The following is a 20,909-nucleotide window of genomic DNA, read 5'->3' as shown; positions in this document are numbered from 1 at the left end:
TTCTTGTTTTTGACTGATAGATTGAGCTAATCGTCTATTCCTTACTCAATTTTGTTTCATAAAATAGGATGAAAAGGAAAAAAGAACGGAAGGTGAAACGGGAATGAGTGATGAAAACGTAAACGAGCGGCAGGAAGATGAAAAAGAGAAAGCAGAAGCACCAGAACCCGATTTTTTTACCCAATTTATGTTCGGCCGGCAGCTTCCGGTTCATTCTGAAAAAACTTCCGAAAAAAACGAGCAAAACGAGCAATCAGACTATCAAAAAATTTTTGAGCAAGTCGATGATATTGTGACAAAATTATCTGAGCTGAAGCCAATTATTAAAGAAATAAAGCCGTTCGTCAATCAAATTAAAAAACTATTTAAAAATTAAGGGGATGAATTCAACCATCCCCCAAAATTTTTATTTTATTTATCTCACCATAGCATTATTCGTTAGGCAATTTCCCTGTTTTCTTATATTCTTCCACATATTTTAAAACTTTATTTTTAAATTCTTTATCTACTAGAGGGCTGAACTTCCCTAAATCAATCACACCATCTTGAAAATCAAAATATAAATTCCCGCTTTCCAGTTCGCCTTTTATAAATTTTTTTGCGACTAATAAATACAACTCATCCACATGCTGTACTGTGCTTGTTAAAACCATTTGTTCGCCCAAATCACTTTGATCTGAAACAAAGCCAATTGAATATATTCCTTTTTCCTTCACTTTTTCGATCACTGGCACGTTGTATCTGTCGCCTGCCGGATAAACAACATCTACATTTTCTGCGACAAGCTTATCGAGCTTCTCAAGCGCCAAGTCAACATGATCAAACCCTTGGACATATTCAATGTGAATGGTTACGTTTGGATTTTCAAATTGCGCCCCTTGATAAAACCCCTCCACTTCAGGCTGCCACTCAAAAGCGGCAATAATTCCGATTTCGTTTGTTTTTGTCATATGTGCTGCCACCATTCCTGCGAAAAAGCCCATGGCATGCGCCTCAAAATTTAAACTTGTGGCATTCGGGCCTTTTGCATCACCATTAAAAAAAACGAAATGAATATCTGGATATTGATCCAGCAAATCTCTAAAAAAACCCTCATATTCGTGACCGTGCCCGATAATTAAATTAACTCCCTTTCCGTGAAATTCTTCGACCGCCTCCCTCACCGCCGCTTCGGAATTCATTCCTTCTTTATAAAAAACATCTACATTCAGCTCAGACTGAATTTTTAACAGCCCTTTATACCCTTTTGTCCCCCAAACTTGATCATTAATCGTTTCAGGAACGAGCAAACCCACCTTTTTCAGTTTTCCTTTTTCTGATGCTTGTCCGCAGCCAACGAGAAATAATAAAATAAAAATGATCACAAACATTTTTTTATACATACCAAGCAACTCCTTTAAACCAGTGAACTGCATCATCATTGAAATGGTGAGGTTTCTCAATAATCGAAATGATTACATATCGATCTCAGCTAAGTTCAAAACGATCTTTTGAATTTACGGTCAATTTGATTGTCACGAAATATAGCTTATGAGGCGTTTCTCTAGGAAGCTTCCTCTTTAACACGATGTATATTTAGTACTAAAATTTTCACGTTTCACTTCATTCCTCTTTTATTTTGCTATACGCCGTCAATGAAGTAAAGAAATTTTATATTTAGGTATAAAGTCTGCGTGTATTTTGCAGGAAAAAATCTTTTAATTCTTGCAAACTCTTTTCAATGTTTTCGACCGTCTTTGGAACAACTAAATGATGTTCGCTTTTCGATATAGGCTTGTAAATGTAATGAAAAATGTCAAAAAAGCTCATCACCTTCTTGATGCGCTCTTTGTCGTCGGAAATCAAGTAAATTGTTTTTTTCGCAAACAAATCTTCGTCAAATTCTGTTAACACCGGAACTATTTCATCAATATGAAGAATGTCGTGAATGACAATTTTTTCATTCGCATTCGTCTTGGAACGGCTGATGCCTGTACATTCCAACAAACTGTTCGAAATCCAATGGCCTAGCGGCTGCCAAGGTCCGAAAACGGTCGGAAGATAAACAAATAAATAAGGGAAAGTCCATTTTTGTCCTATTTGCTGCATCCAGCTGTCAATTTCTTCATCCCTATATTCCAGCGGATTTTCTCCTTCAAGAGAAAATATAAAAATAATCGGAGTCTGCTTGAGGGATGCGATTTCGACCGTTTTTTCCAATCGGTGTTTTTCAGCTTCATCGTCTATCGGTTGATGATCTGTTTGACAATAATAAATCAAATCATATTGCTTTTTGGAAGCATCCTCTATCCAGCTGTCTTCTTCCAATAAATGAAAATGTGCGTTCCGCCCGAGCCACATCATTTCTTCTTCGCATATTTTTTTTTGCAACGGATTTTTAGGAACGATTACCACTCCATCGACTAGTAATCCTTCCTCTACCAGTTTTGAACATATATGAAAGCCTTCAAATTGATGAACCCCAACAATTAAAATATGTTTACACTGCTTTAAGGCAGTTGACATTTTGAAAACCTCCTTTATGAAAAAACTATTATTGTATCGTATGCGAAAAAAGAAAAGATTAGTCCAATGCCCTTTTCAAACAAAAAGGGGGCAGCCTGCTCACTTATTGAGCATTTTCGCCCAGTCCTCAATTCCATTTCTATAAGATTCTTTCATGCTCTTTGTAAAAACTTCTTATCATATCATGGATCCGATTTATATTTTCCTGGAAATAAAATGTGAATTGAATTGGAGCTTTCAGCTGCTTTCTCCATTCCTCATATTTTTTTCCATGAATTTTATAGGAATAGCTTCCCCCGTTCATTTTCTGCCAGATGCCTACAGGTATTTTTGATACAAAGTCTTGTATACGGACAAAGGGATAATGGGTGACAGCTTTTTCATCTAATTGGTAAGCTTTTGATAGTTCTTTTATCATTTGTTTGTAAAAAAATTTATTCTTTTTCTCTTCCGCTATTTGGGCTTTTATGTCCAAACAAGGATTGATCATCACCGATGAACGGATGGAATTTGGCATCTCTTCCATCAACTGCAGCGCAACGAGTGCTCCTATACCTTCAGACAGTATATGGATTTTTTTATTTAAAATTTCTTGTTTCATGACAAGATGATAAAGCTGTTTTGCCAACAAAACGGCGTGAGGGCTGCCCCAATGGCGTCCGTAAAGATTGGAATGAAACAATGTATATCCGCAGCTTTTTAACGTATTGATCAGCTGACGCCGCCCGTAATGCTCCAACCAGTAGCTTGAACCATTTTCAACAAAATGGGTTCGATCGCCAATGATCAAGATGCCGAATCCGTTCGGCTTTTCCGGAAGATGAATGACATTCCACTCGTTTTCAATTTGAAAAAATCTTTCCGAAACACCTTCCATTTGCCCACCACCTTTCCATCGATGACCTTTTATAATGTATGTACGAAATGTCAAAAAGGCTCGCAAAAAAATCGCGAAACAACCGTTTTCATGAAAAATGTTGTATGATAATATAAGTAAAGACAGGAATAAACGAGGTGAAGATAATGAGATATTTCGCAACATTTTTTTGGACGTTTTTGCTTGTCAACATGGCCAGCTATGTTGTTTCTTCCATGACAGGCTCTGCATTCCATTTTTCAACAGCAATTATAATCTCTGTTGTTTTTACCGTACTTCTCTTTATAATTGGGGAGTTAATTCCGGCTGAACCTTCAGAAGAGCATTAAGAATTTGTTGAAATTGGCGAATTGCCAATTTCTTTTTATTTAAAACGAAAATCAGCGATTAGATGCCTGCTGCTATCGGCGAAGCCTCACTTGTTACGTCATAATATAGACAAATTCAAAAAAAAAAGGGGATAGTCTAAGTAAGTCATTTTTGGGCTTAAGACATCCCCTGTGATTTTTTGTTTTCAATGGAGATTTGTCTTTGGACAGACCCTTACCAGTTAACTATACGTCAGTATATTTAAGATTTCAGCCTAGCAAATTTACATGAAGCTGTTACGTATACGTCAGCACAACTAAGATTGGCGGAAAAAACTTATAAATCACTACGCTTTACCAATTATAGTTTTCTAGTCTTTTAGGCAGAATTAGGCTTTGCTTAGTTGTGCAAACTCCCCATGAAACTAGCCTGATAGGAATCTCGCCCTGTTTTTAGTCTCCGAATCAGATTCCCCGCCGCCAGAACACAGTTTCCTATGTCTACATGGTCCGCACAAAAAAAGACCCCTCCTCGATTGAGAAGGGTTTTAATATCCATTTATAGCTATTCTAATTTTGCTGCTCCGCTCTTCTCATGAGCATGCAAATCCGTTTTTATAACAATTTCTTCATTTTCTACCCCTAACAGAACTTGGTCACGATCATGAACGGTTCCAGCAATAACCGCTTTCGCAAGTTTTGTCTCTACATGCTTTTGAATAAACCGTTTCAGCGGCCGTGCGCCAAATACAGGATCAAATCCTCTTTTTGCAATGAATTCCTTCGCTTCATCTGTAATCTTTAGTGTAAGTTGTTTATGGGATAGGCGCGCTTGAAGCTCTTTTAAAAGTTTTTCTACTATTCCTTTTACTTCGTTCATTGTTAAAGGCTTGAACAGGATCGTGTCATCAATCCGGTTTAAAAATTCTGGCCGGAAATGCATGGAAAGCTCATCAAGAACTTTCTTTTTCGCTTCGTCTGTTATTTCCCCCTCATCATTTAAACCGGAGAGCAAATGCTGAGAACCGATGTTGGATGTCATAATGATCACTGTATTTTTAAAATCAACTGTTCTTCCTTTCGAATCGGTCACCCTGCCGTCATCAAGCATTTGCAGCAATATGTTAAACACTTCTGGGTGAGCCTTTTCGATTTCGTCCAGTAATATAACCGAGTACGGATGTCTCCGAACTTTTTCCGTCAGCTGTCCTCCTTCTTCATATCCGACATAACCCGGAGGTGCGCCGATCAGCCTTGAGACAGAATGTTTTTCCATATACTCCGACATATCAATGCGGACTATTTCGTCCTCGCTGTCAAAAAGCGCTTCTGCCAATGCTTTCGCCAGCTCCGTTTTTCCGACCCCTGTCGGACCTAAAAAGAGGAAGGAGCCGATCGGCCTGTTCGGATCTTTTATGCCTGCCCGCGCACGCAAAACTGCATCCGATACTAATTCAACTGCATCGTCTTGCCCGATGACCCTTTCTTTTAATATTTGTTCAAGCTTCAGAAGCTTTTCTCTTTCCCCTTGTACAAGCTTTGCTACCGGAATGCCAGTCCATCTTGACACAATACCGGCAATTTCCTCTTCTGTTACTTCCTCGCGAAGCATCTTGTTTTCCTCTTTCTGCTTCATTTCTTCTTCCAGCTGTTTGATTTGTTTTTCCAGCGCCGGAATTTTTCCATGGCGCAGCTCAGCCGCTTTGTTTAAATCGTATTCATTTTCAGCATCAGCTAAATCTCTGCGTGCTTTTTCCAGCTCTTCCCTCAAGCTTCTAAGCTGTTGAATACCTTCGACTTCAAGCTGCCATTTCGCCTTCATTTCATTTGCTTTCTCTTTTAAATTTGCAAGTTCCTTTTGCAACTCTTCCAATCTGATTCGGCTGATGTCATCCGTTTCTTTTTTCAATGCAGCCTCTTCAATTTCAAGCTGCATAATCCTTCTCGTCACTTCATCAAGTTCTGTCGGCATTGAATCTATTTCCGTGCGGATCATCGCGCATGCTTCATCGATTAAATCAATCGCTTTATCAGGCAGGAAGCGTTCTGTAATATAGCGGTGCGAGAGCTCACTCGCAGCTACAATCGCCGAATCATGAATTTTGACTCCATGATGGATTTCAAACCGTTCTTTTAGTCCTCGTAAAATAGAAATCGTGTCTTCCACAGACGGTTCGCTCACAAGCACCTGTTGAAAACGCCGCTCAAGCGCCGGATCTTTTTCAATATACTTGCGATGTTCATCAAGTGTCGTTGCTCCTATGCAGTGCAGCTCACCTCTCGCAAGCATCGGCTTTAACATGTTGCCGGCATCCATCGCTCCTTCTGTTTTGCCGGCCCCGACTATTGTGTGCAATTCATCAATAAATAAAATAATCCGTCCATCGCTCTTTTTAATTTCTTGCAAAACAGCTTTTAATCTTTCTTCAAATTCTCCGCGAAACTTGGCTCCCGCAATGAGCGAGCTCATATCTAAAGCAAATATTGTTTTATCTTTTAATCCCTCCGGTACATCTTTTCGTACAATCCGATGGGCTAATCCTTCCACGATCGCTGTTTTTCCAACCCCTGGTTCACCGATTAACACCGGGTTGTTTTTCGTTTTTCTTGATAAAATTCGGATCACGCGCCGAATTTCTTGATCACGGCCAATGACAGGGTCAATTTTTCCTTCTTTCACCTCTTTAACTAAATCACGGCCGTATTTCTCCAATACTTCATAAGTGCTTTCTGGATTAGGTGATGTCACCCGAGCATTCCCCCTTATTTCCTTTAACACTTTCAATATGGCAGCTTTTGTTAAGTGATATTGCTGAAAAAGCTCTCTCACTTCTTTTGAGCTCGATTCGGAAAATGCCAATATAATATGTTCAACTGATAAATAATCATCTTGAAAATCTTTCCTTATTTCGTCCGCTTTTGCAAAAGCTTCTGAAAGAGTACGGGAAATATAAATATTTACCTCACCGTTTCCGTGAACAGATATTTTCGGCTTTTTTTGTAAATACTCGTTGATCGCTGACTCAATTTGTTGTACAGGACATTTAAGTTTTTCTAAAATTCTTGGAAAAATCCCGTCAGACTGCCGCAGAAAAGCAAGTAAAATATGAAATTCATCCACTTCTTGATGTTCATGTTCTTTTGCGATTTTTTGAGCTTCTACCAGACCTTTTTGCAGCTTCTCCGTGAATTGATTTACATCCATACCGAAACGCCCCTATTTTGACTTTTTTTGACCTTTAATTTTATTATAACTTCTTTATAAATCAAGTAAAGCCATTCGTTTTCCGAATGGCTTAGCGTTGTTCGAAATATTACGGCTTGCGCTTATAGGTCCAAACCCGATTATGGTTGGATGTTTCGGGGAATCGATCTCCTGCTTTGAGTTCAACCTTTTTGGGATCGACCACCATCGATCCGGTCTCGCCGACTTCGATGTAGATTCCGTTGTTAGGTGCTTTTTGACCAGGCCTGAATTGACGATTTTGACCCATGAATCATCCCTCCTTGGACATTATTGTTGGCTATCAGAAGATTTTTCATGTATAGACAGAAACACCTTTGATAATTTTCATTATGTGATGTACTTCGAAACTTTACTCAACGCCCAAAATCGAACTCACTTCATATGGCATCCTTCTGAAAAAATCGTTTAAGCGTTCAAGCACCGAATGCTGGATCAAAAGCTCTTTTTACTGTTTCTGCGAGAATCATTATTTACAATTATTCCTAAAATCGTCTCACCTGTCGTTCTTTTTTGTCTGGATATATATGCAGTAGAGTAAAACCTTTCGCCCCGGTTTCAAAAGAAAAAAGCAGGAGATCATCCTGCTTTATCAACGAAAGATCTTGTTAAGCCATAATTTCTTTTAAAATTGCTTTTTGCGCATGAAGGCGGTTTTCGGCCTGCAAAAATACCGCTGATTGGCTTCCGTCCATCACTTCATCTGTCACTTCCAAACCGCGCGCAGCCGGCAGGCAGTGAAGGAAGCTTGCATCTCGTTTTGCTTTTGCCAGCAAGGATTGATTTACTTGAAACGGTTTAAATGCTTTCATTCTTGCTTCTGTTTCTTCTTCCTGTCCCATGCTGACCCAAACGTCCGTATAAATAATATCAGCATCCTGAACCGCTTCGTCTGGATTATGAATTAATTCGACTTTCCCGCCCGTTTCGCCAGCAATTTCTTTCGCCTGTTTCAAAATGCTTTCATTTGGCTCATAGCCTTCTGGGGCTGCGATCGTAAAATGAGCGCCAACTTTTGCGCAGCCAACCATAAGGGAGTGGGCTACATTGTTGCCGTCGCCAACATAAACGACTTTTACGCCTGAAAATTTGCCTTTCAGCTCATAAATTGTCAATAAATCAGCTAACGCTTGGCAAGGATGGTACAAGTCGCACAAACCATTGATGACAGGGACAGTTGCATATTCGGCAAGCTCTTTGACCCGATTGTGGTCAGTTGTGCGGAGAAGAATGGCATCCACATATCGCGACAATACTCTCGCTGTATCAGCGATTGTCTCACCGCGCCCGAGCTGAAGCTCTTTTGAAGAAAGGGCAAGCGCATGTCCCCCTAATTGCAGCATTCCTACTTCAAAGGAGACACGAGTTCTAGTGGATGATTTTTCGAAAATCATCGCCAGCGTTTTCCCATGAAGGACGTTTGATAGCGGATTTTGCTTTAATTTCAATGCTTCCTCGAGCAAATATTGAATTTCTTCTGATGTAAAATCAAGCAGCTTTAAAACGTTACGACCTTTAAGTGTGCTCATAAACTCATTTCGACTCCTTTATCTGACAGTTCATGTAAAGAAATAGGCGTGTATTTGCTAACTGTTAGTGCACTTAAAAATGCCTGAAATGATGCTTCTTCCGTCAATACCATAATTCCTCGTTCAAGCGCTTTTTGTCGTCTTGCCTTTGCCTGATCGTTTTCTTCCGGATTATAATAAAGCACCGCTTCTTTTTTCTCAAGCCAACTTTCAAAATTATCCGTTACCGGTTTTATATAATCGAGTACATCATCTTTCTTATCTCCATCCACAAAAATACCGTCCGAATGAATTGGAAATAAATGATCGAATACCTTCCGCATCGCTTCCTCCACAGATTTGCCGACACACATTCCTTCGCCCGTCGATTTCATTTCCGGACCTAGTTTCATATCGACATCTGAATGGGCGTGCGTTGAAAATACCGGATATTTAATAGCCACATATTCATGGGCTGCTATTTGAGGATGTAAGTCAGTTAACATTTTTCCGGTTAAAATGGTTGTCGCAAGATCTACTAACGGCACTCCGGCAACTTTGCTGACGATCGGCACAGTCCGGCTCGCACGCGGATTCACTTCCAGCACATAAACGTCCTGACCATCAATTAAAAATTGAATGTTCATAATGCCTTTATATTGCAAATGTTGAACCATTCTTTCCGCATAGTCGGTCATTTTTTCTTTTATTTCTTTTGACAACGACACAGCTGGAAAAATCGCATAACTATCGCCAGAATGAACACCAGCGGGCTCGATATGCTCCATAAATCCCGGAATAAACACATTTTTCCCGTCAGCTATTAAATCAACCTCCGCTTCCTGACCAAAAAGGAATTCATCTAAAAGAAGAGGAAAATGATTTTCGTCCGTCTGCTCCACTAACGAAAGCAGCTCTTCTTGATTTTTTACCTTCACCATGCCTTTTCCGCCAATAACATATGAAGGTCTTAACAGGATCGGATACCGCAGCTTTTTCGCTTCCGATATCGCCTCCTCTTTTGTATGTGCCATTGCTCCTTGAATGTGCGGGATATTCGTTTCGTCTAATAGCTGATAAAATCTTTCTCGATCCTCCAATATGTCCAGAAGCTCAGAAGTTGTACCAAGCAGCTTCACGCCTGCTTTTTCAAGCTTCTCCGCTAAGTTGATCGCCGTCTGGCCGCCAAATTGGACGAGCGTTACGTCAATGTTTTCATTTTCAACAACATTTAATATATGTTCTACTGTTAACGGCTCAAAATATAATCGATCCGCTGTTTCATAATCAGTGCTGACCGTCTCAGGATTATTGTTGATCATGATCGCGTCATATCCAAGCTTTTGCAATGTTTGAATGCAGTGAACAGCACTGTAGTCAAACTCAACTCCCTGTCCGATGCGAATCGGGCCGGAACCAATGACAAGCGCCTTCTTCTTTCCTCTTGTGGAGACAGCTTCGTTTTCACCGAAAACGTACGTAGAATAGAAATAATTTGTTCTCGCTTCAAATTCTGCGGCACATGTATCAACCATTTTGAATATGGCTTTAATCCCCCACTCTTTGCGGAGCTTTCGGATTTCTTTTTCTTCTGTCTTTTGCCAATATGAAATCGAACGGTCGGAAAAGCCGAAAAATTTCAGTTCTTTTAAAAGGCTTGGAGACAGCTTTTCTTTTTTCGCTTTTCCTTCAAGTTCAATTAGATGGTTGAAAACATGCAAGAAATAATAGTCAATTTTTGTCTGGCTGTGAAGCTCATCTATGGAAACTCCTCTTCTTAACAGCTCCATTAAGATGAAAAAGCGTTCATCATCTGCATGCTGGAGGCGGTTAATAAGAGCTGACGTATCTTCTTTCACAAGCTTAGGCAAATAAATGCCGATATTATTTAATTCCAACGATTCCGCAGCTTTTTGCAGAGCGGCTTCCATCGTCCGTTCGATCGCCATCACTTCGCCGGTTGCTTTCATCTTTGTTCCAAGCTTCCGATCTGCTTTTGTAAATTTATCAAATGGCCAGCGCGGAAATTTGACAACTACATAGTCAAGTGCAGGTTCAAAGCTGGCATATGTCGACATCGTTAACGGGTTCTTCAGCTCTGCTAATGAGTAGCCAACAGCTAGCTTTGCAGCCATTCTGGCAATTGGGTAACCGGTCGCTTTCGAAGCAAGTGCGGAAGAGCGACTTACCCTAGGGTTGACCTCAATCACGTAATATTGCTTGCTTTCAGGGTCAAGTGCAAACTGAATGTTGCAGCCCCCGACTACCTTTAATGCATCGATAATTTTCAAAGCCGCCTGCCGGAGCATTTGATATTCTTCATCTGTTAATGTTTGAGATGGAGCAACAACGATCGAATCCCCGGTATGAATTCCGACTGGATCAATGTTTTCCATATTGCAGACGGTAATACAAGTACCTTTTGCATCGCGCATCACTTCATATTCGATTTCCTTAAATCCGGCAATGCTTCTTTCCACAAGCACTTGATTGATTGGGCTCATTTTAAGTCCATTTGTGACAATGGAAATAAACTCTTCTCGGTTGTAGGCGATGCCTCCGCCTTTGCCGCCAAGCGTATAAGCCGGACGAATGATAATCGGAAAACCAATTTCATCAGCAAATTGAAGGGCGGACGGAACATCCTCCACAATTTTGCTTTCCGGGATCGGCTCGTTCAAATCAATCATCAGCTTTCGAAATAGCTCCCGGTCCTCCCCTTTTTGAATCGATTCGATCGAGGTTCCGAGCAGTTTCAAGCCGTATTTTTGCAAAATCCCTGCCTGATCAAGCTCCACAGCTAGATTTAAAGCCGTCTGCCCCCCCAATGTTGCCAAAAGGCCGTCTGGACGTTCTTTTGCAATTATTTTTTCAATGCTTTCCACCGTAAGCGGCTCTGAATAGACCGCATCGGCAATTTTCGTATCGGTCATAATCGTTGCAGGATTGTTGTTAACAAGTACAACTTCAAATCCTTCTTCTTTTAACGCCAAGCATCCCTGTGTCCCAGAATAGTCAAATTCCGCCGCTTGGCCGATAATGATCGGACCTGAACCGATCACTAGTATTTTGTTTAATGATGTATCTTTAGGCATAGACTTTTTCTCTCCCTGCTGCTACATATGTGTCTAAAAATTCATCAAAAATAAAACTAGCATCTTCCGGTCCTGGATGGGCTTCCGGATGAAATTGAACAGACATGACTTTCAATTTTTCATGCTCAAGCCCTTCAACTGAGCCGTCATTGACATTTGTATATCGCAATTTAAGAGGTGTTTTTTCCAAGCTTTTTTTATCCACCACATAGCTGTGGTTTTGTGATGTAATAAATACGTTTCCTGTTTTTTGATCAATTACCGGATGGTTTGCTCCGCGGTGCCCGAATCTGAGCTTTGTTGTATTCCCGCCAAACGACAGGGCAATCAGCTGATTCCCTAAACAAATCCCGAGCGTCGGATATTGCTTCATCAATTGGTTTAATGTTGAAAAATAATTTTTCATTTGCTTTGGATCGCCCGGTCCGTTCGACAGCACGATGCCATGCGGCTTGATTTCAAACACTTTTTCCATTTGATGAAACGGAACGACTGAAACTTTACAGCCTCTTTTCAGCAAAGAATTCAAAATCGATTTTTTAAATCCAAAATCAATTAGCGCAATGTGTGTCGCACCATTGCCAAACGTTTCGATTTCGCTTGCAGAAACGTCGCGAATCGGAAAATCGGAGAGCTTATCCTGAGAGTCGTATTGTTTGTCTTTTGAAATGACCGCATGCAATGTCCCTTTTGATCGGATTTGTTTGACAACAGCTCTCGTGTCAACATTTGTTAAATAAGGAATATTCCATTTTTGTAAATAGTCTTTTAATGAACGGTTCGCTTTATAATGGGAATAGTGTTCAGTCAGCTGAAAAAGGATGACCCCTTTCACCTGCGGCTTTTTGCTTTCAAAATCTTGATCATTGATGCCGTAATTGCCAATAAGCGGATACGTAAAAACGACGATTTGATCTTTGTAGGAAGGATCTGTCAACACCTCTTGATATCCTGTCATTCCTGTATAAAAAACGAGTTCCCCTTTAACAGGAGACACGATTTCATCCATCTTGCCTTCAAAAACTGTTCCATCTTCTAATACAAGATAACCTTGCATATTGAACACCTCTTTGATGTATATTTATACAACAATTTGCAAGAAAATTCTCCTCTTTTAGGAAGAGAAGATTTTTTCTTTTTTCAAAACAGAAGCAATAATGCCCAGTCCTAAATCAATTTCTTCATTCGAAACAGTGAGCGGAGGAAGAAGCCGTAACACATTGGATCCAGCTGAAAGTGCTAGAAGTCCTTCTTCTCTTAAAGAAGCAAGCACTTTATTGACCTCAATATCCAGCTCAATTCCAAGCAGCAATCCTTTACCCCGCACTTTTTTTACAGTAGGCACATCTCTCAAGAGTTCTGATAGACCTTCGAACAGCCGCTGACCTTTTTCCTGAACGCTTTGCAAAAAGCTTGGCTGAAAAACAGTTTCCAAAGTTGCTTTCGCAGCTGCCATAGCCAAATAATTCCCGCCGAACGTTGAACCGTGTGTTCCCGGTGAAAAACTTTCGATCAATTCTTGTTTTCCGATCATGGCTCCGACAGGAAATCCGCTTCCCAATCCTTTGGCGACAGTGATAATATCCGGAGAAATGCCGTAATGCTGGTAGCCGAATGCTTTTCCGGTGCGTCCGATTCCAGTTTGCACCTCATCGACGATGAATAATGCGCCGATCTCCCTGCACTTTTCTTCTACCGCCTGTAAAAATTCCTTCGTTGCAGGAATAACTCCTCCCTCGCCCTGAACCACTTCCAGCATAAAAGCAGCTATATCCTCATCATGAATGTTTTTCACCGCAGCTGCATCATTGTAAGGAAGATATTCGAACGTAGGAATGAGAGGACCGAACCCTTTATGTACTTTTTCTTGAGCAGTAGCCGTCATAGTCGCAAATGTTCTGCCGTGAAAAGACTGGTAAAATGTAATGATTTTATGTTTGCCGGTATGTTTTCTAGCCAGTTTAATGGCGGCTTCATTCGCTTCGGCGCCGCTGTTCGCAAAAAATACGGCATCTCCGCTTGAATGCTCCACCAATTGCTTGGCAACCTCTTCCTGAAGGGGGATATGAAAAAGATTAGAAGTATGCCATACCTTTTGCAGCTGTTCAGTGATGGCATCCGCCACTTGCTTCGGACAATGACCCAGGTTGCATACAGCAATTCCGGAAATAAAATCTAAATATTTTTTTCCGTTTGCATCATATGCATAGCTTCCTTCTGCTTTTTCAATCTCCACATCCCACTTCGCATAGGTTGGAAATAAATAACTCATTTGACCACGACCTCTCGTTTTTTCGTAATTTTCGTCCCGATCATTTTCCCTTCCTTAAAAATACGGTCGTTGCCGCTCACAATCATCACATGCTCAAGCTGATCAGAAAGCGCATCTAAAGCCGCCTGTACTTTCGGAATCATCCCGCCGTAAATAACCTTCTGTTCAATGAGTTTTTCGATCATCGTTTCCGTCGCTTCTTCAATAAGCTTGCCGTCATGTAAAATTCCCGGAACATTCGTCACAAACAGCAGCTGTTCCGCATTTATTTTTTCAGCAATTGCACTAGCAGCCAGATCTGCGTTGATATTTAATTTTTGCCCATCCGCCGTTATGCTGATCGGGGCAATGACTGGAACATAGTCAAGAATTAGCAGCGAACGCAATAGTTCATCATTAATCTGCTCGACTTTGCCGACAAAGCCAAGATTTTCTTCATCTAAAAATGACGAGACAATTAGCTGACCATCAGTGCCTGAAAGACCGATCGCTTTCACATTTTTTTGTGTCAACAGAGCCGTAAGCTGTTTGTTAATTTTTCCTGAAAGAACCATTTCTGCAATTTCAAGCACTTCTTTTGTCGTTTTACGCATGCCGTTGTAAAACTCGCTTTTTACATTTAATTTTGTCAACATATTGTTAATGTCCGGTCCTCCACCGTGGACGATAATGACCCGTTTCGTAGTTAACAGTTCTTTTATGCTGTCTAAAAAGCTTTCTGACAGCTGTTCCAGCATGCTGCCGCCAAGCTTAATGACAACAATCGGTTTATCATGTCCGGTAACTTGCATTGATTTTGACATACTCATATGTTAAATCACATCCCCATGCTTTTCCTTGTGCTTCACCATTATTTAACATTACCTTGATTTCTACGATTTCCTGATCCAAATATTGGATCGCTTCTTGTTCCGAAAATGAAACTGGCAATCCGTTTTTAAATAATAAGATATGGCCGAGATACACTTCCATTTGATTCGGATCGAATTCCGCTCCGCTGTAGCCGGCGGCGCACAAGATTCTTCCCCAGTTCGCATCTTTTCCATATATTGCAGTTTTGACGAGGGAGGATCCGACAATCGTCTTGGCAATGATGTTCGCTTCCTGCTTTGATTTAGCCCCATTAACAGAAACTTCAATCAATTTTGTCGCACCTTCACCGTCTCTGGCAATTTGCTTTGCTAAATCTTCGCTTACTTTTCTCAACGCCTCTTTAAAAACAGGCCAATCTGGATGCTCTTCCGTCAGCATTGAGTGTTCAGCTTTTCCGTTTGCTAAAACAAGCACCATATCATTTGTTGATGTATCGCCGTCAACGGTTATTTGATTAAACGTTTCATCGATAACTTCTCGGAAAGCTTGCTGCAGCGATTTTTCATCGATATTCGCATCTGTCGTCAAAAACCCGAGCATTGTCGCCATGTTGGGATGAATCATCCCCGATCCTTTTGCTGCTCCGCCGATGGTCACCTGTTTTCCCTCGATTTCAAATTGATAGCAGGCAGTCTTTTCACACGTATCTGTTGTCAAAATAGCCTCGGCAAAGCTTTTGGCTCCTGCTGATGAACGTTCATATTCAATATTGTTGATCCCCTCTTGGACTTTTTCCATGTTTAAATATTCGCCAATTACTCCTGTTGAAGCGACAGCCACAAGATGATCTGCAATTCCAAGCTTTTCAGCCGTCCATTTCCGCATTGCGTATGCATCGCTTAAACCTTTTTCGCCCGTACAGGCATTGGCGTTGCCGCTGTTGACAATCACCGCTTGAATTTTGTTTTCCTTTGCAATGCTCTCTTTTGTCACAAAAATTGGGGCAGCTTGCACAACGTTTTGTGTGTAAACAGCTGCAGCTGTTGCTGAAACGTCACTATAAATGATGCCGATGTCTTTTTTATGAGTGTAGCGGATGTGCGCTTCATAGCCGCCTGCATAAAAGCCTTTCGGTGTTGTAATTGAACCGTTGTCTATTTTTCTTATTTTGGTTGTCACTAGAAGTCCTCCTTGATGTTATGGATATACTGGCAAAAAGTTTAGTCCTTCATTTTCTTGGAATCCTGACATAATGTTGAAATTTTGCACTGCCTGCCCTGCAGCGCCTTTCATCAAATTGTCAATGACAGATACGACTGTCAACCGACTTGTTCTTTGATCAAATGCAAGACCGATATCACAATAATTCGAGCCGTACACTTCCTTTGTGCTTGGGAACGTTCCGTTTGTACGCACTCTCACAAATGGTGAATGTTTATAAAACGATTCATATAAATCTACTAATTTTGAAGTATTCCATTCTTCTAATAATTCAATATACATTGTCGCCATAATCCCTCTTGTCATCGGCACTAAGTGGGTGCTGAACGAAATGAAGCCGACTTTCTCGTCCCACTTATGAAGCTCCTGTTCAATTTCCGGTATGTGCTGATGCTGATGTACTTTATAAATTTTGAAATTATCTTGTATTTCAACAAAGCTTGTAGCAAGCGACGCGTTTCGACCTGCACCTGAAACACCCGATTTTGCATCAACAATGATCGAGTTCTCTTTGACGATTTTTCCCCGCACAAGCGGTGCTAGGCCAAGCAAGGTTGCAGTTGGATAGCACCCAGGATTCGCCAAAATTTTAGCGTTCTTAATATCCTCACGATACAGCTCTGTCAAGCCGTATACCGCTTCCTGCAAAAGCATTTCAGGCGCTGGTGCTTTTTTATACCATTTTTCATAATCATCACTGTTTTTTAACCTTAAATCGCCTGATAAGTCGATGATTTTCAATTGATCGTCAAGCAATTCCGGCGTCAGTGAAGCCGATATCCCCGACGGCGTCGCAAGAAAAACAACATCATTTTCTTCTTTTATTTGATCCGGCTCTAGCGGTTTTAGTTCATTTTCTTTTATATGGGATAAATGCGGATATTCGTCAATATAGCTCTTTTTTTCTGCTGAAGATGTATATAAATGAATGTTTTCGACATACCGATGATTGGCTAAAATTCGATAAAGTTCCACACCGCCATATCCTGTTGCCCCGATAATTCCTATATTCAACCTCAATCACCTTCAATTCATTCCGTTAAATTAGTTACCATTATAATACTGTATAAAAATAAAATCAATTGTATATTTATAATTTTTCTGTTCAAAAACAAGGATTCTTAATGTAGTAGAGAGCAGGGAATCCCTTGCAAATTATCCGGATATGCCATGCTGAAGAAAAAATGCAAATTATGTTTCGGGATAAAAGCTCCATTATGGTGAGAGATAAACAAAAGAAGCGATAAAGACGAAAATAAAAACATAATGACACTTGCAGCCAAATTGATAAAACATTTGCATAAAAAAAAGACTGGCCTTTTCCGCCAGTCTGCACAAGTTTTTATTGAATACCCAAGGCAATTTTTGCGTATCTGGACATGCGGTCCTTCGTCCAAGGTGGATTCCAAACGATGTTGACATCGACATCTTTGATTTCCGGAATTCCGTCAAGCGCAGCTTTTACTTGTTGAACAATTGTTCCAGCAAGGGGGCATCCCATTGCCGTCAATGTCATAGTTACTTTGAGGACTCCTTCATCGTTCAGTTCCAAATCATATATTAATCCTAAATTGACAATGTCAATGCCGAGTTCTGGGTCAATAACTTGTTCAAGAGCACCCATTATATTTTCCTTCAGCGCTTCATCCATTTCGATCCACTCCTCTTATATTCGTTAATTACATTATATCGAAGTTAATGTCACATTAAAAATTTTCTACCTCAAATGCCGTACAAACCATTCAACCGTTTCTAGCACCCCTTTTCGAGACACCTTATGCCCTGCATCCTTTTCCGCAATAAATGCCAAATGTTCCGGATTGTCAGCATACAACGGCTTTATCTCTTCATAAAATTGATAAGTAGGAGCGAATGGTACAACTTGATCCTTCATCCCGTGCCAAAACAAAAGGGGGCGGTTGCATAACGCTTCTTTATGTACGGATAAATCATACTCATACAACGCATCGAATTGCTGCTGAATTTCTTCTTCAGACAACGGAAAGGTATAGCCTGCTTTTTGATAGGAGTCCACAAGATATTTGAAAAATTCCTGATAATTTGGGCTGCCCATTAAACTGACAGCAGCTTTGATCCACGGATATTGAGTGAGCGCTCCAAGTGTAGCAACACCGCCCATGGAAGTTCCCGCTACCCCTATATTTTTCCCGTCAATCAATTCTTTTTCAAAAAAATAATTTTTTATTTTTTCGAGCTCTTTAACAGAACTGATAACAATATTCCAAAAATTTAAATTTAAGTCAGCCTCTGAAAGATTCTCATCCCTCTCTCCGTGAAATTTCGCATCAGGCAATACTACTCGTAAACCTTTTTCCGCCAAAAGATAGGCAATGTGCAAATTATGCTCTTTTGCGCTCGTAAATCCATGGATAAACACAACAAGCGGCAGCTCATCTTTTATAAAATCTTCTTTGCATACATGCAGTACAGGGATATTGTCCGCCATCGTATGCTCAACAATGACCTTCAATTAGGATGCTCCTTTCATTATTTTTTTGCTAAAATTAGTTTAACATGTGGACAAAAAAGATGGAAAAAAGATACACTAAATAAAAACAAAAAATGAGGAGAGATTATGGCCAAAAAACATTTAATCGCATTGGATTTAGACGGCACATTGCTGAAAGATGACAAAACGATTTCTCCTTTTACAAAAAATGTTTTGCAAAAAGCACAAGAAGAAGGGCATATCATATGCATTTCAACAGGAAGGCCGTTCCGCTCGAGCAAAATGTATTACGAAGAATTAAATTTAAAAACCCCGATTGTCAATTTTAACGGAGCCTTTGTCCATCATCCGCTGGATGAATCCTGGGGATTTCATCATACAACCCTTGATGTATCTGTTGTAAAAGAGATTGTAGAAATCGCCGAACAGCATCAAGTCCATAACATTTTAGCAGAAGTGCTTGATCATGTTTATTTTCATTACCATAATGAACAATGGTTGGATATTTTCAGTATAGGAAATCCGAAAATTGAAATCGGCAACTTAAAAGCTGTTTTAAATCGCGATGTCACAAGCATGTTAATCCATTCAGACGAAGAAAATGTCAAGCGGATTCGCCATTATTTAAATGAAGTTCATGCGGAAGTTGTAGACCACAGAAGCTGGGCTCACCCGTGGCATGTTATTGAAATTATCCGAGCAGGCATTAATAAAGCAGTCGGATTGCAAAAAATCGCCGAATTTTACAATATTCCTCGAGAGCAAATTATCGCTTTTGGCGACGAAGACAATGATTTGGAAATGATCGAATATGCGGGATTAGGCGTTGCAATGGGAAACGGAATTGAGCCGCTCAAAGAGATTGCTGATGAAATTACGCTGACAAATGAAGAAGACGGAGTTGCAAAATTTTTAAAGGAATTGCTGTCCCTTTAATCTTTGCAAAAGTCCAAAAGTTCGATTATCTTTTTACACCTCACAACAATTGACAAGGATTTAGATGTTTAAAAAGGGATACCCTATAATTGACGAACTCATTTCGTCAATGATCAAAAGGGGGATTCAAACTTGGGCAAACGGAATAAATCGAAACGATTCATTGAGCAAGGAAAAGGTGCTGTCAAAAAACATGATGAAAAGTTTCCATACCGTATGACGTTTGCCGAATCAGAAGCAAGAGTCAATAACGAAGCAAGCTTCGAAGGATAATGCCCTTCCGTTCATTTTCGAATCCTTTTAAGGGCTGTTTTTATAATGAACAGATCGAATTTGAACAGACCAATCTTTGTACAGCATCTGCATCGAGAAAAAATCGAGCAGGCATAACACCATCCAGAATGCCGATTGTACGGCACATTTTGAACAAGGAATAAATATGAAATGGACGAAACGAGCTCCTCTTGTTTCGTCCATTTTTTCTTTTTTTGTCCTTCTTTTTTAAATTTTCAGTTTGCAAATTGTATTGTTTTCTATTTGTGATCAAGATAGACTATATGTAAATGAAAAAAAGTAGGTGTGATTAATGAATATTCACATTATCGCTGATAGTGCTTGTGATCTGCCTGTCTCTTTTTTAAACGATCAAGGCGTTTCTTTCATCCCTCTTCGTGTCCACCTTGGCGAGAAGGACTATGAGGATCAATTGACAATCAAACCAAAAGAAGTTTACGACTATATGAGAGCTGGAAACGTTGCTAAAACATCACAAGCATCACCGGAAACAATCACCAATCAATTTGAAAAGCTGGTGAAAGACAATCAGCCGGCGCTGTATATTGCCTTTTCTTCCGAATTGTCCGGTACATATCAAACTGCCGTTATGGTTCAGCAGCAATTGCTTGAAAAATATCCGAATTGGAAACTGCAAATTATCGATTCGAAATGTGCTTCACTTGGGTATGGACTTGCTGTCCGCTACACCATTCAATTAGCAAAACAAGGACTTGATTTAGAACAAATGGCAAATGCAGTAAAAGAGTATTGCAGTCATATGGAGCACATTTTTACAGTTGATCGCCTGGAATATTTGGCTCGCGGCGGGAGAATCAGCAAAACATCTGCGTTTGTTGGCGGACTGCTAAATATCAAGCCGCTTTTGCATGTCGAAGAAGGAAAGCTGATCCCGCTGGAAAAAATCCGCGGGAAAAAGAAGCTTTACCGGAGAATTCTTGAGCTGATGGAAGAGCGTGGAGACGGATTGAGTGAACAGACAATCGCCATCAGCCATGGTGATGATGAAGAAGCAGCTCTCGAATTAAAACAATTAATTGAAGAAACGTTTCATCCAAAAGAAATTATCATCCATACGATCGGTGCTGTCATTGGTGCACACTCTGGCCCCGGCACCCTTGCTGTATTTTTTCTAAATAAACATATTCAAGAAGCTTCATGGAAATCATAAGTATATAACAGTATTGAAAGGAGCTTCCTGAATGTCCAAAACAAGCGATAATGATAAAAAAGCTGTAGACAACAATGCAAAACGACACGAAAAAAATCTATTGAAGGAAAAAAATCGAGAGCTTGGAAAACGGCAATACTCAAAGAAAACGGATCATTTATAATGCCCGCCTGTCGGGCTTTTTCTTTTTTTGAA

20 protein-coding genes are annotated in these 20,909 nt (G+C 40.2%); 6 read left to right on the top strand and 14 right to left on the bottom strand.

Features of this window, described 5'->3' with window-relative positions:
• The first annotated feature begins 103 nt into the window (after nt 1-103).
• Nucleotides 104-376, top strand: coding sequence for a hypothetical protein (locus tag NSU02_RS05905; protein WP_063387009.1), 273 nt, complete (start codon nt 104-106; stop codon nt 374-376).
• Between the two features lie 55 nt (nt 377-431).
• On the opposite strand, the gene NSU02_RS05900 is transcribed toward NSU02_RS05905, so the two are convergent.
• The 3 genes from NSU02_RS05900 to NSU02_RS05890 form a co-directional block, all read right to left on the bottom strand.
• On the bottom strand, nt 432-1,382 hold the full coding sequence (locus NSU02_RS05900) for a BMP family ABC transporter substrate-binding protein (protein ID WP_066248363.1): 951 nt from the start codon (nt 1,380-1,382) through the stop codon (nt 432-434).
• Between the two features lie 274 nt (nt 1,383-1,656).
• Nucleotides 1,657-2,505, bottom strand: a complete 849-nt coding sequence (locus NSU02_RS05895) for a hypothetical protein (RefSeq protein WP_339194721.1) — start codon at nt 2,503-2,505, stop codon at nt 1,657-1,659.
• Nucleotides 2,506-2,644: 139 nt separating this feature from the next.
• The gene (locus NSU02_RS05890; protein ID WP_063387012.1) at nt 2,645-3,382 is read right to left on the bottom strand and encodes a hypothetical protein; all 738 of its coding nucleotides are present in this window, start codon (nt 3,380-3,382) and stop codon (nt 2,645-2,647) included.
• 146 nt (nt 3,383-3,528) lie between these two features.
• Between NSU02_RS05890 and NSU02_RS05885 the strand changes: the two genes are divergently transcribed.
• A complete protein-coding gene (locus NSU02_RS05885) occupies nt 3,529-3,711 on the top strand; it encodes a YjzD family protein (protein ID WP_063387013.1) in 183 nt (60 codons plus the stop codon).
• Between the two features lie 544 nt (nt 3,712-4,255).
• Here NSU02_RS05885 and clpB read toward each other — a convergent pair.
• The 11 genes from clpB to NSU02_RS05830 all read right to left on the bottom strand — a co-directional run bounded on the left by clpB (nt 4,256) and on the right by NSU02_RS05830 (nt 18,310).
• Nucleotides 4,256-6,895, bottom strand: coding sequence for an ATP-dependent chaperone ClpB (gene clpB, locus NSU02_RS05880; RefSeq protein ID WP_094245340.1), 2,640 nt, complete (start codon nt 6,893-6,895; stop codon nt 4,256-4,258).
• A gap of 109 nt (nt 6,896-7,004) precedes the next feature.
• Nucleotides 7,005-7,184: a YjzC family protein gene (locus NSU02_RS05875; protein WP_063387015.1), complete on the bottom strand. Its 180-nt coding sequence runs from the start codon at nt 7,182-7,184 to the stop codon at nt 7,005-7,007.
• Nucleotides 7,185-7,542: 358 nt separating this feature from the next.
• On the bottom strand, nt 7,543-8,463 hold the full coding sequence (argF, locus tag NSU02_RS05870; RefSeq protein ID WP_066248375.1) for an ornithine carbamoyltransferase: 921 nt from the start codon (nt 8,461-8,463) through the stop codon (nt 7,543-7,545).
• Nucleotides 8,460-11,537 (bottom strand): carbamoyl phosphate synthase large subunit, encoded by a 3,078-nt coding sequence (locus NSU02_RS05865; protein ID WP_144596630.1) that lies wholly within the window; start codon nt 11,535-11,537, stop codon nt 8,460-8,462. Before NSU02_RS05865 ends, argF begins: the two co-directional genes overlap by 4 nt.
• Nucleotides 11,530-12,594 carry a carbamoyl phosphate synthase small subunit gene (locus NSU02_RS05860; RefSeq protein ID WP_063387018.1) on the bottom strand — a complete coding sequence of 355 codons (1,065 nt, stop codon included), beginning with the start codon at nt 12,592-12,594 and terminating at the stop codon, nt 11,530-11,532. The genes NSU02_RS05865 and NSU02_RS05860 overlap by 8 nt, the downstream gene beginning before the upstream one ends.
• A gap of 57 nt (nt 12,595-12,651) precedes the next feature.
• Nucleotides 12,652-13,809: an acetylornithine transaminase gene (locus tag NSU02_RS05855; protein WP_339194717.1), complete on the bottom strand. Its 1,158-nt coding sequence runs from the start codon at nt 13,807-13,809 to the stop codon at nt 12,652-12,654.
• Nucleotides 13,806-14,618, bottom strand: coding sequence for an acetylglutamate kinase (gene argB / locus NSU02_RS05850; protein WP_339194715.1), 813 nt, complete (start codon nt 14,616-14,618; stop codon nt 13,806-13,808). Before argB ends, NSU02_RS05855 begins: the two co-directional genes overlap by 4 nt.
• Nucleotides 14,581-15,801, bottom strand: a complete 1,221-nt coding sequence (gene argJ, locus NSU02_RS05845; protein ID WP_063387020.1) for a bifunctional ornithine acetyltransferase/N-acetylglutamate synthase — start codon at nt 15,799-15,801, stop codon at nt 14,581-14,583. The genes argB and argJ overlap by 38 nt, the downstream gene beginning before the upstream one ends.
• Before the next feature lie 18 nt (nt 15,802-15,819).
• Entirely contained in the window at nt 15,820-16,857 is a 1,038-nt protein-coding gene (argC, locus tag NSU02_RS05840) for an N-acetyl-gamma-glutamyl-phosphate reductase (protein WP_339194713.1), read from the bottom strand.
• Nucleotides 16,858-17,185: 328 nt separating this feature from the next.
• Entirely contained in the window at nt 17,186-17,494 is a 309-nt protein-coding gene (locus NSU02_RS05835; RefSeq protein WP_063387022.1) for a metal-sulfur cluster assembly factor, read from the bottom strand.
• 66 nt (nt 17,495-17,560) lie between these two features.
• Nucleotides 17,561-18,310 (bottom strand): alpha/beta fold hydrolase, encoded by a 750-nt coding sequence (locus NSU02_RS05830; RefSeq protein WP_066248429.1) that lies wholly within the window; start codon nt 18,308-18,310, stop codon nt 17,561-17,563.
• Between the two features lie 129 nt (nt 18,311-18,439).
• On the opposite strand from NSU02_RS05830, the gene NSU02_RS05825 reads away from it, so the two are divergent.
• From NSU02_RS05825 to NSU02_RS05810, 4 genes are all read left to right on the top strand, one after another.
• Nucleotides 18,440-19,249: a Cof-type HAD-IIB family hydrolase gene (locus NSU02_RS05825; RefSeq protein WP_066248385.1), complete on the top strand. Its 810-nt coding sequence runs from the start codon at nt 18,440-18,442 to the stop codon at nt 19,247-19,249.
• A 132-nt stretch (nt 19,250-19,381) separates the two neighbouring features.
• Nucleotides 19,382-19,522 carry a hypothetical protein gene (locus tag NSU02_RS05820; protein WP_063387024.1) on the top strand — a complete coding sequence of 47 codons (141 nt, stop codon included), beginning with the start codon at nt 19,382-19,384 and terminating at the stop codon, nt 19,520-19,522.
• 313 nt (nt 19,523-19,835) lie between these two features.
• Nucleotides 19,836-20,714 (top strand): DegV family protein, encoded by an 879-nt coding sequence (locus NSU02_RS05815; protein WP_339194711.1) that lies wholly within the window; start codon nt 19,836-19,838, stop codon nt 20,712-20,714.
• 31 nt (nt 20,715-20,745) lie between these two features.
• On the top strand, nt 20,746-20,877 hold the full coding sequence (locus tag NSU02_RS05810; protein WP_082829462.1) for a DUF3941 domain-containing protein: 132 nt from the start codon (nt 20,746-20,748) through the stop codon (nt 20,875-20,877).
• Nucleotides 20,878-20,909 lie beyond the last annotated feature (32 nt).

This window comes from Aeribacillus sp. FSL W8-0870, assembly GCF_037963755.1.
Classification (GTDB): domain Bacteria; phylum Bacillota; class Bacilli; order Bacillales; family Aeribacillaceae; genus Aeribacillus; species Aeribacillus composti.
Note: the sequence above shows the minus strand (reverse complement) of the source record. Positions and strands in the feature narration are given on the sequence as shown.

Bases quoted from the DNA above. Each gene is read 5' to 3' on its own strand.
- NSU02_RS05905 (WP_063387009.1), top strand. From the start codon at position 104: ATGAGTGATGAAAACGTAAACGAGCGGCAGGAAGATGAAAAAGAGAAA.
- NSU02_RS05900 (WP_066248363.1), bottom strand. From the start codon at position 1,382: ATGTATAAAAAAATGTTTGTGATCATTTTTATTTTATTATTTCTCGTT.
- NSU02_RS05895 (WP_339194721.1), bottom strand. From the start codon at position 2,505: ATGTCAACTGCCTTAAAGCAGTGTAAACATATTTTAATTGTTGGGGTT.
- NSU02_RS05890 (WP_063387012.1), bottom strand. From the start codon at position 3,382: ATGGAAGGTGTTTCGGAAAGATTTTTTCAAATTGAAAACGAGTGGAAT.
- NSU02_RS05885 (WP_063387013.1), top strand. From the start codon at position 3,529: ATGAGATATTTCGCAACATTTTTTTGGACGTTTTTGCTTGTCAACATG.
- clpB (WP_094245340.1), bottom strand. From the start codon at position 6,895: ATGGATGTAAATCAATTCACGGAGAAGCTGCAAAAAGGTCTGGTAGAA.
- NSU02_RS05875 (WP_063387015.1), bottom strand. From the start codon at position 7,184: ATGGGTCAAAATCGTCAATTCAGGCCTGGTCAAAAAGCACCTAACAAC.
- argF (WP_066248375.1), bottom strand. From the start codon at position 8,463: ATGAGCACACTTAAAGGTCGTAACGTTTTAAAGCTGCTTGATTTTACA.
- NSU02_RS05865 (WP_144596630.1), bottom strand. From the start codon at position 11,537: ATGCCTAAAGATACATCATTAAACAAAATACTAGTGATCGGTTCAGGT.
- NSU02_RS05860 (WP_063387018.1), bottom strand. From the start codon at position 12,594: ATGCAAGGTTATCTTGTATTAGAAGATGGAACAGTTTTTGAAGGCAAG.
- NSU02_RS05855 (WP_339194717.1), bottom strand. From the start codon at position 13,809: ATGAGTTATTTATTTCCAACCTATGCGAAGTGGGATGTGGAGATTGAA.
- argB (WP_339194715.1), bottom strand. From the start codon at position 14,618: ATGAGTATGTCAAAATCAATGCAAGTTACCGGACATGATAAACCGATT.
- NSU02_RS05835 (WP_063387022.1), bottom strand. From the start codon at position 17,494: ATGGATGAAGCGCTGAAGGAAAATATAATGGGTGCTCTTGAACAAGTT.
- NSU02_RS05830 (WP_066248429.1), bottom strand. From the start codon at position 18,310: ATGGCGGACAATATCCCTGTACTGCATGTATGCAAAGAAGATTTTATA.
- NSU02_RS05825 (WP_066248385.1), top strand. From the start codon at position 18,440: ATGGCCAAAAAACATTTAATCGCATTGGATTTAGACGGCACATTGCTG.
- NSU02_RS05815 (WP_339194711.1), top strand. From the start codon at position 19,836: ATGAATATTCACATTATCGCTGATAGTGCTTGTGATCTGCCTGTCTCT.
- NSU02_RS05810 (WP_082829462.1), top strand. From the start codon at position 20,746: ATGTCCAAAACAAGCGATAATGATAAAAAAGCTGTAGACAACAATGCA.